Here is a 13,445-nt window from a genome sequence, read left to right as displayed (position 1 = left end):
ATCAGCCTAGAATACCGGGCAGATTGAGCTGGTGCTCCTTCGCGCACTCGATGGCGATGTCGTAGCCGGCATCGGCGTGGCGCATGACGCCGGTCGCCGGATCGTTCCACAACACGCGCTCCAGGCGCCTTGCGGCGTCCGGCGTGCCGTCGGCGACGATGACCATGCCGGCATGCTGCGAGAAGCCCATGCCGACGCCGCCGCCATGATGCAGCGACACCCAGGTCGCGCCCGACGCGGTGTTGAGCAACGCATTGAGCAGCGGCCAGTCGGAGACGGCGTCGGAGCCGTCCTTCATCGCTTCCGTCTCGCGGTTCGGCGAAGCGACCGAGCCGGAATCGAGGTGATCGCGGCCGATGACGACGGGCGCCTTCAGTTCGCCCCTGGCCACCATTTCGTTGAAGGCGAGGCCCAGCCTGTGGCGGTCGCCGAGGCCGACCCAGCAGATGCGCGCCGGCAGGCCCTGGAAGGCGATGCGCTCACGTGCCATGTCCAGCCAGTTGTGCAGATGGGTGTTGCCGGGGGTGAGTTCGCGCACCTTGGCGTCCGTCTTGTAGATATCCTCGGGATCGCCCGAAAGAGCAGCCCAGCGGAACGGGCCGATGCCACGGCAGAACAGCGGCCTTATATAGGCCGGCACGAAACCCGGGAAGGCAAAGGCGTTCTCGAAGCCTTCGTCCTTGGCGACCTGGCGGATGTTGTTGCCATAGTCGAGCGTCGGCACGCCGGCATTCCAGAACGCGACCATCGCCTCGACATGCTCGCGCATTGAGGCGCGGGCGGCCTTCTCGACAGCCTTGGGATCGGAGACGCGCTTCTCGCGCCACTCAGCTATCGTCCAGCCCTTGGGCAGATAGCCGTTAATCGGGTCATGCGCCGAGGTCTGGTCGGTGACCATGTCGGGGCGGATGCCCCGCTTGAACATTTCCGGCACGATGTCGGCCGCATTGCCGAGCAGGCCGACCGACTTCGCCTCGCCGGCCTTGGTCCAGCGCTCGATCATTTCCATCGCTTCGTCGAGCGTCTCGGCCTTCTCGTCGACATAGCGGGTGCGCAGCCGGAAATCGATCGAGTCCGGATTGCATTCGATGGCGAGGCAGCAGGCGCCGGCCATGACGGCGGCAAGCGGCTGGGCGCCGCCCATGCCGCCGAGGCCGCCGGTCAGGATCCATTTGCCCGTAAGGTTGCCATTGTAGTGCTGGCGGCCGGCCTCGACGAAGGTCTCGTAGGTGCCCTGCACGATGCCTTGCGTGCCGATATAGATCCAGGAGCCGGCCGTCATCTGGCCGTACATCATCAGGCCTTTTTTATCGAGTTCGTTGAATTTGTCCCAGGTCGCCCAATGCGGCACGATGTTGGAGTTGGCGATCAGCACGCGCGGCGCATCGGTGTGCGTCCGGAAGACGCCGACCGGCTTGCCGGACTGGACCAGCAGCGTCTCGTCTTCATTGAGGGTCTTCAACGAGGCGACGATGCTGTCGAAATCGTTCCAGGTGCGCGCGGCCCGGCCGATGCCGCCATAGACGACGAGCTCATTGGGGTTTTCGGCGACATCGGGATCGAGGTTGTTCATCAGCATGCGCAGCGGCGCTTCGGTCGTCCAGTATTTGGCGTTGAGCTTGTCGCCGCGGGGCGCGCGCACTTCGCGGATGTTGTGGCGAGGATTGTTCATCATTGTCCCTTTGGAGTAAGGCGGCGTCTCAGCGCCCGGCCCAGTCAATGGCGGATTGGAGGATTTTCGTCAGTGTGGCGCGCATCGGCGCGGCGAACTCGGCATCATAAGGCACCGGCCAATTGTCCGGTTCGCCCTTGCCCTCGGGCTCGCGCAAATAGCCGCGATCGGCAAGTTCCATCTGCAGCGCATGGTAGCCGCCTTGCGGATTGCCGAAATAGCGGGTGATCCAGCCACCCTTGAAACGGCCGTTGATGACATTGCTTTCACCGCTCTCGGCCATGATCTGGCCAACCAGCGCCTGCAGCGTAGGATCCGCGGTCTGGCCGTCATTGGTGCCGAGATTGAACACCGGCAGCGTGCCGTAGAACAGGCGCGGCAGCACCGACCGGATCGAGTGGCAATCGTAAATGACGACCTTCTCATGCAGGCCGCGCAGCCTGACGGACTGAGCCGCCAGCATTTCATGGTAGGGCACGAAATACGCTATGCGGCGCTGGTCTATCTCCGATGGCGTCGGTTCCGCGCCGGGCAGATACAGCGGATCGCCGTCGAAGGTCTCGGTCGGGCATAGCGTCGTTGTCGTCTGCCCGGGATAGAGCGAGGCGCCGGAAGGATCGCGGTTGACATCGATGACGGTGCGCGAGATCGACGTGTGCACGACAGTCGCGCCAAGGCCGGCGGCAAAATCGTAGAGATTGTCGATCCACCAGTCGCAATCGCGGCGGCCGAGCCAGGGCGAGACCAGCCGATTGTCGATGCCGGCGAGATCGATACCCGTGTGCGGGATGGACACCAACAGGGGTGCCGTGCCTTCCGTCACTGTCAGCCAGTCGGTCATGTCAGACTCCCGAGATCGAAGGCAATGTCACCGCGCTCGCAGCCTTGATGGCAGCGCCGCTGCGCACCATGGCGATGGCTTTTTCCATGTCAGGGTGGAAATGCCGGTCATTGTCGAGATGCGGCACCTCGGCGCGGACCAGCTTACGAACCGCTTCCAGAGCTGCACTCGACGCCAGCGGCGCATGGAAATCGCAGCCTTGCGCGGCGGCCAGGAGTTCGATGCCGATGACGGCCGTGGCGTTTTCGATCATGCCGATCAGCCGGCGAGCGCCGTGTGCGGCCATCGAGACATGGTCTTCCTGGTTGGCCGAGGTCGGGATGGAATCGACACTTGCCGGATAGGCCTTCTGCTTGTTCTCAGAGACGAGCGCCGCCGCCGTCACCTGCGGGATCATGAAGCCGGAGTTCAGGCCGGGCTTCGGCGTCAGGAAGGCCGGCATGCCGGACAGCGCGGGGTCTACCAGCATGGCGATGCGGCGCTCCGACAGCGAGCCGATCTCGCAGACGGCAAGCGCGATCATGTCGGCAGCGAAAGCCACCGGCTCGGCGTGGAAATTGCCGCCGGACAGCGCAGTATCGTCCTCGGCGAAGATCAGCGGATTGTCGGTGACGCCATTGGCCTCGGTGCCGAGCGTATCGGCGGCCTGGCGCAGCACGTTGAGCGCCGCACCCATCACCTGCGGCTGGCAGCGCAGGCAGTACGGATCCTGCACGCGCTCATCGCCGACGCGGTGCGATTCACGAATGGCGCTGCCGGCCATCAGGTTGCGCAGCGCTTCCGCCGTCTCGATCTGGCCGGGATGTTTGCGCAGGAGATGGATGCGCCGATCGAAGGGCGCGTCCGAGCCCTTGGCAGCGTCGGTCGACAGCGCCCCGGCGACCAGCGCCGACTGATACAGCACTTCGGCCTCGAACAGAGCGGCCAGCGCGTAGGCGGTGGAAAACTGCGTGCCGTTGAGCAGCGCCAGACCTTCCTTGGCGCCGAGCGTCACGGGCTCCAGGCCGTGCGAGACGAAAGCGACCTTGGCCGGGAAGCGGCCATGCGGTGTAAAGCATTCGCCGACGCCGATCATCACCGCCGTCATGTGCGACAGCGGCGCGAGATCGCCGGAGGCGCCGACCGAGCCCTGCGCCGGCACCATGGGGATGACGTCGTTGGCCAGCATCGATTCCAGCAACTCGATGGTTTGCGGCCGTACGCCCGACGCGCCCTGCGCAAGGCTGGCGAGCTTCAGCGCCATCATCAGCCGAACCACCGAAACCGGCATCGGCTCGCCGACACCGGCGGCATGCGACAAAACGATGTTGCGTTGCAGGGTCTCTAGATCCTCGGCCGGAATGCGGACGCTGGCCAGTTTGCCGAAGCCGGTGTTGATGCCGTAGACCGGCTCACCCTTGGCGACGATGCGGGCGACTGCCTCGGCGCTGGCCTTGATTTTTGGCCGGCAGGAGGCGTCGAGCTTCGGCATGGCGCCACGATAGATAGCGCGCCAGTCGGCCAGCGTCGCATTGCCGGGCTTCAGGTTAAGTTCGGTCATTGTCCTCTCCAGATGCGGGCATGGAGCGGGTTGAAGCCCATGCGGTAGACGAGTTCGGCCGGACGCTCGATGTCCCAGATCGCCAGGTCGGCGGATTTTCCTGCCTCAAGCGTGCCGGTCTTGCCAAGCAGCCCAAGCGCGCGGGCAGCCTCGCGAGTGGTGCCGGCCAGGCATTCCTCGACGGTCAGGCCGAAAAGCGTCGCTGCCATGTTCATGGTCAGCAACAGCGAGGTCAGCGGCGACGTCCCGGGATTGTTGTCGGTGGCGACCGCCATCTTGACGCCGTGCTGGCGGAACAGGCCGACCGGCGGCTTCCTGGTTTCGCGGATGAAATAGTAGGCGCCGGGCAGGATGGTCGCCACGGTGCCGGCCTTGGCCATCGCTGCGGCGCCGGCCTCGTCGGTGTATTCGAGATGGTCGGCCGACAGCGCGCCATAGCGGGCGGCGAGTTCGGCGCCATGCAGGTTGGACAACTGGTCGGCATGGAGTTTGACCGGCAGGCCAAGCGCCTTGGCCTTGTCGAAGACGCGGGCAATCTGTTCCGGCGAAAAGGCAATGCCCTCGCAAAAGCCGTCGACGGCGTCAGCCAGGCCCTCGGCGGCGATTCCGGGGAGGATGGTGTTGGCGACGAGATCGACAAAAGCGTCCTTGTCGCCTTTTGCTTCCGGCGGCAGCGCATGCGCGCCGAGGAAGGTGGTGCGGACCGTGACCGGGCGTTGCTTGTCCAGCTGCCGCGCGGCGCGAAGCGACTTCTGTTCATGTTCGAGATCGAGCCCGTAACCCGACTTTACCTCTACCGTGGTGACGCCCTCGGCCATCAGCGCATCGAGGCGTGGCAGCGTCTGCGCAACCAGTGCGTCTTCGCTCGCGGCACGCAGGGATTTGACCGAGGAGACGATGCCGCCGCCGGCACGGGCGACTTCTTCATAGGTGGCGCCGGCCAGCCGCATCTCGAACTCGTTGGCACGGTTGCCGGCATGGACGAGATGGGTGTGGCAGTCGATCAGGCCGGGCGTGATCCAGCGGCCTTCGCAATCGGTAGTCTCGCCGCCCTGAGCCAACGCTGACGGCATGTCGGCTTCCGGGCCGGCATAGACGATGATGCCGTCACGGGAGACGATCGCGCCCTTTTCGACGATGCCAAGTCCGGCAACGCCTTCGGCCATGGTTGCCAGGCGCGCATCACGCCAAAGCTGAAGGCCCCCTGCCCGGCTTTTGTCTTGTGCCGCCATCATCTTTTTCCGTTGCTTGGATGGCGATTATGTATATACATATTGAAACGCGCTGCAAGTGCATTGTTTATGGAATTCGGAGAAAAACGTGACGGCGATCTTTGCGGAACAGGCGCTGCTGACCGATGGCTGGCATGACAAGGTGCGGATCTCGCTGAGCGGCGGTCAGATCGCGAAGGTGGAGCCAGGTTCTTCGCCGCGGAGCGGTGACGAACGCCACGCCATTCTGGTGCCCGGCATGCCGAACCTGCACAGCCACGCCTTCCAGCGCGGCATGGCCGGGCTTGCCGAACTGCGCGGTCCCTCCGCCGACAGCTTCTGGAGCTGGCGCGAGGTGATGTACCGCTTTGCGCTGTCGATGACGCCGGACCAGGTCGAGGCGGTCGCCGCCCAGCTTTATGTCGAAATGCTGGAGGCCGGATTCTCGCGCGTCGGCGAATTTCATTATCTCCACCACGATCGCGACGGAAAACCCTATGCCAACCTTGCCGAGATGGCCGAACGTATTGCCGCGGCCGCCGGCGAAACCGGGATCGGCCTGACGCTGCTGCCGGTGTTTTATGCCCATTCCTCCTTCAGCGGCGCTGCGCCCAACGAAGGCCAGCGGCGATTCATCAACGATGTGAATCGGTTCGAACGCTTGCTTGAGAAAAGCCGCGAATCGGTTCGTGCGTTGAATCAGGCTGTCGTTGGCGTCGCCCCGCACAGCCTGCGCGCCGCGACGCCGGAGGAACTCAGCGCTGTTGCCGCCATTGCGCCGGACGGACCGATCCACATCCACGTCGCCGAGCAGGTGAAGGAGGTCGAGGATTGCCTGGCGTGGTCGGGTGCGCGACCGGTCGAATGGCTGCTCGCCAATGCCGGGATCGACAAGCGTTGGTCCCTGATCCACGCCACCCACATGACCGAGGCTGAGACAACCGGCATGGCCAGAAGCGGCGCCATTGCCGGGCTTTGCCCGATCACCGAGGCCAATCTCGGCGACGGCACCTTTTCAGCACCTCTGTTCATCGAACATGGCGGCCGCTTCGGCGTCGGCTCGGATTCCAACGTGCTGATCGGCCTGCCGGATGAATTGCGCCAGCTCGAATATTCGCAGCGCCTCGCACACCGCGCCCGCAATGTGCTGGCGGTGGCCGGCGGCTCGACCGGGCGGGCTCTGTTCGACGCCGCCCTCGATGGCGGCAGCACCGCACTCGGCACCGGCCCGTCGCGGATCGCCGCCGGCGCCGCGGCTGATTTCGTCTCCCTCGACGAAAACCATCCTTCGCTGGCCGGAAAAAGTGGCGATGCGATCCTCGACGCCTGGATCTTTGCCAATGGCGGCAAGGTCGATTGCGTCTGGGTGCACGGAAAAAAACAAGTCAGCGGCGGCCGGCATGTAGCGCGTGAGACTATCGCCGAGCGCTTTCGTCAGGTGATGACAGCGCTTTCGGCATGAGCATTTCAGAGACAGCGGTGGTAGAAGGCGGCTCGCTGCACCAGCGCATCCTGTCCGACATCAGCGAGAAAATAATGTCCGGCGCCTGGGCGCCGGGCCACCGCATCCCGTTCGAGCACGAGCTGACGGCGCAGTATCATTGCTCGCGCATGACGGTGAACAAGGCGCTGTCGCAACTGGCCAAGGCCGGGCTGATCGAGCGCCGCCGCCGTTCGGGCAGTTTCGTGCGCCAGCCGCAATCGCAGGCCGCGGTGCTGGAAATCCACGACATCAGGATCGAGGTCGAGGCGCTTGGGCTGGCCTATCGCTACGAGCGCGTGGCGCGGCAGAAAAGGCGCAGCAGCGCCGAGGATCGCGCCTTGCTGGAATTGGGAGCGGCTGGACAGGTGCTGGCGCTGGAATGCCGGCATTTCGCCGGCAAGCGGCCGTTCGCGCACGAACAGCGGCTGATCAATCTCGCCGCCGTCGCGGAAGCCGCCGAGGAGGAGTTTCTCGACATCGCCCCCGGCCCTTGGCTGATCGGCCGCGTGCCATGGAGCGAGGCAGAGCACCGTATCCGCGCGGTGGCGGCCGACAGGCATATTGCCGAAGCGCTCGACATCGCAACCGGCGCGCCCTGCCTGGTGGTCGAGCGCCGGACCTGGAGCGCCGAGCACCCAGTGACGCAGGTGAGGTTCACCTACGCCGCGGAGAGCCACACGCTGGTGGCGCGGTTCAGGCCTTCGCAGGGGTAGCTCCTTTACCCTCCCCCTTGTGGGGAGGGTCGCTGCGAAGCAGCGGGGTGGGGGTCGGCGCCAAGCCCCCCACCCGGACCTTCGGTCCGACCTCCCCACAAGGGGGAGGTAGAAGGCTGCACTTTAAATCGCCGCCGTAACAATAATCTCGACCACATATTCCGGCCCTGCAAGCTTGGCCTCGCCCGTGGCGCGGGCGGGCGTGTTGCCTTGCGGGACCCACTTGTCCCATTCCTTGTTCATCTCGGCGAAGGTGCCCATATCGGCCAGCCAGATGATCGCCTGCAGGATCTTGGTCTTGTCGGTGCCGGCCTTGGCCAGCAGTTCGTCGATAGATGCGAGGATCGACCTGGTCTGTTCGCCAACGCTGGCGCCGGGCGTTCCGACCTGGCCGGCGAGATAGACGGTGTTGCCGTGGATGACGATCTGGCTCATGCGCGGGCCAACATCGATGCGACGAATGCTCATGGGATGGTTCCTTCGTTTGTCGGTGCGCCTGTTTAGAGTCGCTGCCGCCTCCGGGCAAGGCCAACAGCGCGAAACCTCTTGAGCCTGGGTTGGATCTTGGGCCGCAAATGTCTATCTGCGCCGAGGTATTTCTTTCCGGCGCGGATTGCCGACCTCGTGTGAGAGTGGCAAGACTTCGCGCCAAACCAGGTTGAGAGGATGAGAGCCATGGAATATCGAGAAATCAGCGAGGACTATTCGGTCTCGGGCCAGATCCAGCCCGAAGATGCCGCCGCCATCAAGGAAGCCGGTTTCAAGAGCGTGATCTGCAACCGGCCGGATGACGAGCAGCCCGACCAGCCTTCGGCCGACAGCGTCAAGGCGGCGGTCGAAGCCGCGGGGCTGGCCTTCCGCTACATCCCGGTAATCAGCGGCCAGATCACAGCCGAGAATGTCGAAGATCAGGCCGAAGCGCTCGACGCGCTCGAAGGCCCGGTGTTTGCTTATTGCCGCTCGGGCGCGCGCTGCACCAATCTCTACGGGCTGATTCAGCAGTCCAAGGGGTGAGCATCTGAGGCGCTGGCGATCCCTCACACCCCCCTCTGTCCTGCCGGACATCATCTCCCCCGCAAGGGGGGAGATCGGATGTCGCCTTCGCTTTTCGCCAATCGCCGACATTGCAGGATGAGCGCTATCGACAAAGCTGCTGATCTCCCTCCTTGCGGGGGAGATGGCCGGCAGGCCAGAGGGGGGTGCTGTCCCGCCGACGTATCAACTGAAACTCTCTCAAACTAGATCGGCAGCGCCCCGGTCTCCTTCAGCGTCTCCAGCACGATCGCGGTCTTTACATGCTGCACGGAGTCGTGCGGCAACAGCACGCCGTTGACGAATTCCGACAGCGATTTCAGATCGGGGGTCACCACTTTCAAGATGTAGTCCATCTCACCGGTCAGCGCGTGCGCCTCCTGCACTTCCGGCAGCCGCGCCAGCAATTCGCCGAAGCGCCGCGCATTGTCGCGGTTGTGGGTGGCCAATGTCACCGAGATGACATTGACCAGCGAGAAGCCGAGCTTGTCGCGGTCGAGCACCGCCCGGTAGCCCTTGATATAGCCGTCCTCTTCCAACCGCTGGCGGCGGCGCGAGCATTGGGAGGCGGAGAGGTTCACCCGCTCCGACAGGTCGTTGTTGGTCAGCCGCGCATCGCCCTGCAGAAGTGCCATTATCTTGCGGTCGAACTGATCGATGCGCGTCTCATTCATGATCTTTGGCCCGTTTGTGCACAATTCACGCACGATCTGATCATTTCAAGCGTTTGAATGCAAGCACCGTGCAGCCGCTCCGCGTTATGATTGCACGTGGTCCGCTGCGGCCACCGCCAGTTTTGGAGCAATGCCATGGGTCCCTTTCCGCACGACGCCCCGCCCGCCAAGATCAGCAAGGAAAACCCCGCCGGCACCGACGGTTTCGAGTTCGTCGAGTTCGCCCATGCGGAGCCGCAGAAGCTCGCCGAGCTGTTCACCCGCATGGGCTATGTCGCGGTGGCCAAGCACCGCACGAAGGACATCACCGTCTGGCGCCAGGGCGACATCAACTATGTCGTCAATGCCGAGCCGGGTTCGCATGCGATGAAATTCGTCGACAAGCACGGCCCCTGCGCCGCCTCGATGGCCTGGCGCGTGGTCGATGCAAAGCATGCGTTCGAGCATGCGGTATCGAAAGGCGCCACGCCCTACGACGGCAACGACAAGGCGCTCGACGTGCCGGCCATTGTCGGCATTGGCGGCTCACTGCTCTATTTCATCGAAGCCTATGGCAAGAAGGGCTCGGCCTATGATGCCGAGTTCGAGTGGCTGGGCGAACGCGACCCGCGGCCGCAAGGCGTCGGCTTCTATTTCCTCGACCACCTCACCCACAATGTCTATCGCGGCCAGATGGACAAATGGTGGGACTTTTATCGCGAGCTGTTCGGCTTCAAGCAGATCCATTTCTTCGACATCGACGGCAAGATCACCGGCCTGGTCAGCCGCGCCATCACCTCGCCCTGCGGCAAGATCCGCATTCCGCTAAATGAATCCAAGGACGACACCAGCCAGATCGCCGAATACCTGAAGAAGTACAATGGCGAAGGCATCCAGCATATCGCCGTCGGCACCGACGACATCTACGCCGCCACCGACAAGCTTGCCGACAACGGGCTGAAGTTCATGCCCGGTCCGCCGGAGACCTACTACGACATGTCGTACAACAGGGTGAACGGGCATGAAGAGCCGATCGAGCGGATGAAGAAGCACGGCATCCTGATCGACGGCGAAGGCGTGGTCGACGGCGGCATGACCAAGATCCTGCTGCAGATATTCTCCAAAACCGTGATCGGCCCGATCTTCTTCGAATTCATCCAGAGGAAGGGCGACGAAGGTTTTGGCGAAGGCAATTTCCGCGCGCTGTTCGAGTCGATCGAGCAGGACCAGATCAAGCGCGGCGTAATCAAGGTCGATGGCAAGGCGGCGTGAACCCCCGTTTGCGGCTCGATCGGCCTTGATCTAAGTTTCGATCAAAAGGGTCAAGCCGTGAACGTCTCCATAACCGAAGCAAAGGCCAACTATCGGAACTCGTCGGCCGCGCGGAAGCCGGCGAGGAGATAGTCATCACTCGTCACGGCAAGATCGCGGCGCGGCTCGTGCCACCAGTTCGAGAAGACTTGTTGTCGCGCATAGGTGCCCTGAAGGGGAAGATTTGGATTTCAGACGATTTCGACAAACTCGGCCCTGAATGGAACGAGTACACCAGATAAAGGTCAGAGGCCCAACCGCTCGACCTCTTCTTTCCTCACCTTCAAATCATAATCGAGCAAAAACTCGTCCAGCTGCGGCGGCGCGACCGAGCTGCCCGAGAGCATCGCGTGCACCTGGCCGCGATGATGGATGTCGTGCAGGAAGACATGGGCGAGAATGTCGCCGATCTTTTCGCGGATCATGCCGTCCTCGCGCCGGTCGGTGATGACCTGACGGTCGACATCCGCTTCCGACAGCTTCTCGCAAAAGGCGATCAGGCGCCAGTCGGCCGCGACCTGAGCGGCAAACAGCGCCTGCGGGTCATCGAACGGCACGTAATCGTCATGGGCGGCCGCGCCGACGCCGCCCTCCTCAAGGAAATCGAGATAGAGATGATCGACCGCGAGGATGTGGTTGAGCGTTGCCTTGATCGACGGGAAGAAGCTGGTGCGTTCGGCTTCGAATTCGCCGGGGTTTAGCTGCAGCACGGCGCGATAGAGCCGGTCGTTCGACCAGAGATTGTTGCCGGCCATGCGGCTGAAATGCTCGAGCAGGGTCACGCGTTCATTCGTCTGATCAGGCCAATGCCTGCCGCCATCACCGCGAAGCCGGCGACGACGATCAGCAGCAGCCGGTTCATGCGCCGGCGCATGGCCTGTGTCTCCTCGTCGCGCGCCACGTTGGTGTTGGTGATGGTGTGAAACATCATCGCCTTGCGCGGGTAGCCACTGTGGTTGGTCAGATCGGGCGAGCGCGCCTCGATGCGGTAGCTCAGCCGGATCGCCTGGATGAAGACCACCAGAATGGCCAACGCCCAGACGCCGGCCAGCAGGTAGAACGCCTCGCCCGTCATTGCATTGCCCCTCTTATGCCTGGGACTTCTCGACCTTCTGCTCGATGGCGCCGAAGATCGAGTTTCCGCTTTTATTCTTCATCTCGATACGCACTGTATCGCCAAAGCGCAGGAACGGCGTCTTGGGCTCGCCAGACTCAATGGTCTCGATCATGCGCAGTTCAGCGATGCAGGAATAGCCGGCGCCGCCGGCCGCCACCGGTTTGCCCGGCCCGCCATCCAGCTTGTTGGAGACGGTGCCGGAGCCGATGATGGTGCCGGCAACCAGCGGCCGTGTCTTTGCGGCATGGGCAATCAGCGCCGGGAAGTCGAAGGTCATGTCGACGCCGGCATTGGCACGGCCGAACGGCTTGCCGTTGACGTCGGCGAGCAGAGGCAGGTTGACCTTGCCGCCATCCCAGGCGTCGCCGAGTTCGTCCGGCGTCACCGCCACCGGCGAAAAAGCCGAGGACGGCTTCGACTGGAAGAAGCCAAACCCCTTGGCGAGCTCGGGTCCGGTGAGCGCGCGCAACGTCACATCATTGACCAGCATGACCAGCCGGATGGCGGCGCGCGCCTGGTCGAGGCTGGCGCCCATCGGCACATCGTCGACGATGACGGAGACTTCCGCCTCCATGTCGATGCCGAAGGCTTCGTCCGCCGTGCGGATCGGCTCGCGCGGCGCGATGAAGGAATCCGAGCCACCCTGGTAGATCAGCGGATCGGTCCAGAAGCTTGCCGGCATCTCGGCGCCGCGGGCTTTGCGCACCAGCTCGACGTGGTTCACATAGGCAGAACCATCGGCCCATTGATAGGCGCGCGGCAGCGGCGAATGGGCGTCATGCTCATGGAAGCGTGCCGACGGCACCGCATTGTTCTCCAGCGATTCGGCGATCGTCGCCAGGTGCGGCGAAATCCGCTGCCAGTCGTCGAGTGCCGCCTGCAGCGTGCGCGCCAGGAACGAGGCGTCGGTGAAGCGCGTCAGGTCGCGCGAGACGACGACAAGCTTTCCGTCGCGCGTCCCGTCCCTCAATGTGGCAAGCTTCATGCGGTTTCCTCTCCTGATGCGGCTTTGGCGCCGTCTAAGTTCACAACAAGGCCGTCGCGGGCAATCGTCAAGTCACCCGCCCACGATTTCCTGACGGCCGCCTCCCAGTCGGCCTCGCCGATCGCGGCATCATCGGCCGGAATGAGGTGGTTGAGCACCAGCCTCTTCACCCCGGCATCGCTGGCGATGCGACCTGCCTGCTCGGCAAATGAGTGGCTGGCAAGCAGATGCTCTTTCAGCCGCGCCCCGTTGCCGGTCCTGGCGACCAGCCGCTCGATGCCTTCTTCCAGCATGGCCTCATGGACGAGAATGTCGGCATTTCGGGCAAAGCCTGCGAGCGGCGGAAAGAAGGCTGTGTCGGCCGAGAAGACGATGCTTTTGCCAGCGTGGTCGAAACGCAGCGCGAAACAGTCCGTGACCGGCGGATGGTCGACGCGCAGTGCCGAGACCTTCAGGCCGCGCTGCGCAAAAATCTCGCCCTCGCCGAATTCCACGATCGAAGCCATTTCGCGAATGTCCGGCCTGCCCTCATCGACGATGCGAATTTCAATGTCGAACTCCATCGCCTGGCAGAAGCGGCGCCAGTATTGGCCGGTGCCGGGCGGTCCGAACAGCGTCACCGGGCTGGCGAGGCCGGCGGTCCAGGCGGTGTGGAGCAACGGACCCAGTTCCAGCACATGGTCGGAATGCAGATGGGTGATGAAGACCAGGTCGAGCGCCTTCAGGCTGACGGCGGAATCGACCAGGCCGCGCGTGACGCCGAGCCCGCAATCGACGACGATGGTTCGCCCGCCCAGTTCCAGCAGCGACGAACTCGGCCACGGCCCGCCCGGCCGCAGCGCCGGGCCGCCCTTGGAGCCGAGAAGCACCAGCCGGTCGTTCATCGG

At 63.9% G+C, this 13,445-nt stretch carries 14 protein-coding genes and 1 pseudogene; 5 read left to right on the top strand and 10 right to left on the bottom strand.

All coding sequences use genetic code 11. The annotated features are described in order from the left end of the window. Position 1: 1 nt before the first annotated feature. From hutU to hutI, 4 genes are read right to left on the bottom strand one after another with little or no spacing between them, the layout of a single operon-like run. Positions 2 to 1,675, bottom strand: coding sequence for a urocanate hydratase (gene hutU, locus AC3EMP_RS17015; RefSeq protein ID WP_196815078.1), 1,674 nt, complete (start codon positions 1,673 to 1,675; stop codon positions 2 to 4). Positions 1,676 to 1,700: 25 nt separating this feature from the next. Beyond that, on the bottom strand, positions 1,701 to 2,513 hold the full coding sequence (gene hutG, locus AC3EMP_RS17010; RefSeq protein ID WP_023689634.1) for an N-formylglutamate deformylase: 813 nt from the start codon (positions 2,511 to 2,513) through the stop codon (positions 1,701 to 1,703). Between the two features lies 1 nt (position 2,514). Beyond that, positions 2,515 to 4,053: a histidine ammonia-lyase gene (hutH, locus tag AC3EMP_RS17005; protein ID WP_023689633.1), complete on the bottom strand. Its 1,539-nt coding sequence runs from the start codon at positions 4,051 to 4,053 to the stop codon at positions 2,515 to 2,517. Next, positions 4,050 to 5,285: an imidazolonepropionase gene (hutI, locus tag AC3EMP_RS17000; RefSeq protein WP_023831553.1), complete on the bottom strand. Its 1,236-nt coding sequence runs from the start codon at positions 5,283 to 5,285 to the stop codon at positions 4,050 to 4,052. The genes hutH and hutI overlap by 4 nt, the downstream gene beginning before the upstream one ends. Positions 5,286 to 5,373: 88 nt before the next feature. Between hutI and AC3EMP_RS16995 the strand changes: the two genes are divergently transcribed. Both AC3EMP_RS16995 and hutC read left to right on the top strand, forming a co-directional pair. Next, positions 5,374 to 6,726, top strand: coding sequence for a formimidoylglutamate deiminase (locus tag AC3EMP_RS16995; protein ID WP_352595623.1), 1,353 nt, complete (start codon positions 5,374 to 5,376; stop codon positions 6,724 to 6,726). Continuing rightward, positions 6,723 to 7,460: a histidine utilization transcriptional repressor HutC gene (gene hutC, locus AC3EMP_RS16990; protein WP_023682918.1), complete on the top strand. Its 738-nt coding sequence runs from the start codon at positions 6,723 to 6,725 to the stop codon at positions 7,458 to 7,460. Before AC3EMP_RS16995 ends, hutC begins: the two co-directional genes overlap by 4 nt. 123 nt (positions 7,461 to 7,583) lie before the next feature. Here hutC and AC3EMP_RS16985 read toward each other — a convergent pair whose 3' ends face one another. Then, the gene (locus tag AC3EMP_RS16985) at positions 7,584 to 7,928 is read right to left on the bottom strand and encodes a RidA family protein (RefSeq protein WP_023682919.1); all 345 of its coding nucleotides are present in this window, start codon (positions 7,926 to 7,928) and stop codon (positions 7,584 to 7,586) included. A gap of 207 nt (positions 7,929 to 8,135) precedes the next feature. Here AC3EMP_RS16985 and AC3EMP_RS16980 point away from each other — a divergent pair, with 207 nt between their 5' ends. Beyond that, complete coding sequence (locus AC3EMP_RS16980; protein ID WP_023672907.1) at positions 8,136 to 8,474, top strand: protein tyrosine phosphatase family protein; 339 nt, start codon at positions 8,136 to 8,138, stop codon at positions 8,472 to 8,474. Between the two features lie 224 nt (positions 8,475 to 8,698). Here AC3EMP_RS16980 and AC3EMP_RS16975 read toward each other — a convergent pair whose 3' ends face one another. Next, a complete protein-coding gene (locus AC3EMP_RS16975) occupies positions 8,699 to 9,166 on the bottom strand; it encodes an Lrp/AsnC family transcriptional regulator (protein WP_023689628.1) in 468 nt (155 codons plus the stop codon). A gap of 135 nt (positions 9,167 to 9,301) precedes the next feature. Here AC3EMP_RS16975 and hppD point away from each other — a divergent pair, with 135 nt between their 5' ends. Beyond that, positions 9,302 to 10,417, top strand: coding sequence for a 4-hydroxyphenylpyruvate dioxygenase (hppD, locus tag AC3EMP_RS16970; RefSeq protein ID WP_352710179.1), 1,116 nt, complete (start codon positions 9,302 to 9,304; stop codon positions 10,415 to 10,417). 122 nt (positions 10,418 to 10,539) lie between these two features. Then, positions 10,540 to 10,698, top strand: a pseudogene (locus AC3EMP_RS16965) (type II toxin-antitoxin system Phd/YefM family antitoxin); the annotation flags it as partial. 3 nt (positions 10,699 to 10,701) lie between these two features. Here AC3EMP_RS16965 and AC3EMP_RS16960 read toward each other — a convergent pair. Genes AC3EMP_RS16960 through AC3EMP_RS16945 form a run of 4 tightly spaced genes read right to left on the bottom strand, consistent with a single transcriptional unit; the run spans position 10,702 to position 13,442 of the window. Beyond that, positions 10,702 to 11,238 carry a DinB family protein gene (locus AC3EMP_RS16960; protein WP_352710178.1) on the bottom strand — a complete coding sequence of 179 codons (537 nt, stop codon included), beginning with the start codon at positions 11,236 to 11,238 and terminating at the stop codon, positions 10,702 to 10,704. After that, the gene (locus tag AC3EMP_RS16955; protein WP_023682921.1) at positions 11,235 to 11,531 is read right to left on the bottom strand and encodes a hypothetical protein; all 297 of its coding nucleotides are present in this window, start codon (positions 11,529 to 11,531) and stop codon (positions 11,235 to 11,237) included. Before AC3EMP_RS16955 ends, AC3EMP_RS16960 begins: the two co-directional genes overlap by 4 nt. Before the next feature lie 13 nt (positions 11,532 to 11,544). Then, entirely contained in the window at positions 11,545 to 12,558 is a 1,014-nt protein-coding gene (locus AC3EMP_RS16950; protein ID WP_023672913.1) for a fumarylacetoacetate hydrolase family protein, read from the bottom strand. Continuing rightward, entirely contained in the window at positions 12,555 to 13,442 is an 888-nt protein-coding gene (locus AC3EMP_RS16945; RefSeq protein WP_023672914.1) for an MBL fold metallo-hydrolase, read from the bottom strand. The genes AC3EMP_RS16950 and AC3EMP_RS16945 overlap by 4 nt, the downstream gene beginning before the upstream one ends. Positions 13,443 to 13,445: the final 3 nt, after the last annotated feature.

It is taken from the genome of Mesorhizobium sp. P160219 (assembly GCF_057786095.1).
Note: the sequence above shows the minus strand (reverse complement) of the source record. Positions and strands in the feature narration are given on the sequence as shown.

Coding starts and splice junctions, on each gene's coding strand:
- hutH (WP_023689633.1), bottom strand. CDS start 4,053: ATGACCGAACTTAACCTGAAGCCCGGCAATGCGACGCTGGCCGACTGG.
- AC3EMP_RS16950 (WP_023672913.1), bottom strand. CDS start 12,558: ATGAAGCTTGCCACATTGAGGGACGGGACGCGCGACGGAAAGCTTGTC.
- AC3EMP_RS16955 (WP_023682921.1), bottom strand. CDS start 11,531: ATGACGGGCGAGGCGTTCTACCTGCTGGCCGGCGTCTGGGCGTTGGCC.
- hutI (WP_023831553.1), bottom strand. CDS start 5,285: ATGGCGGCACAAGACAAAAGCCGGGCAGGGGGCCTTCAGCTTTGGCGT.
- hutG (WP_023689634.1), bottom strand. CDS start 2,513: ATGACCGACTGGCTGACAGTGACGGAAGGCACGGCACCCCTGTTGGTG.
- hppD (WP_352710179.1), top strand. CDS start 9,302: ATGGGTCCCTTTCCGCACGACGCCCCGCCCGCCAAGATCAGCAAGGAA.
- AC3EMP_RS16980 (WP_023672907.1), top strand. CDS start 8,136: ATGGAATATCGAGAAATCAGCGAGGACTATTCGGTCTCGGGCCAGATC.
- AC3EMP_RS16975 (WP_023689628.1), bottom strand. CDS start 9,166: ATGAATGAGACGCGCATCGATCAGTTCGACCGCAAGATAATGGCACTT.
- hutU (WP_196815078.1), bottom strand. CDS start 1,675: ATGATGAACAATCCTCGCCACAACATCCGCGAAGTGCGCGCGCCCCGC.
- AC3EMP_RS16985 (WP_023682919.1), bottom strand. CDS start 7,928: ATGAGCATTCGTCGCATCGATGTTGGCCCGCGCATGAGCCAGATCGTC.
- hutC (WP_023682918.1), top strand. CDS start 6,723: ATGAGCATTTCAGAGACAGCGGTGGTAGAAGGCGGCTCGCTGCACCAG.
- AC3EMP_RS16945 (WP_023672914.1), bottom strand. CDS start 13,442: ATGAACGACCGGCTGGTGCTTCTCGGCTCCAAGGGCGGCCCGGCGCTG.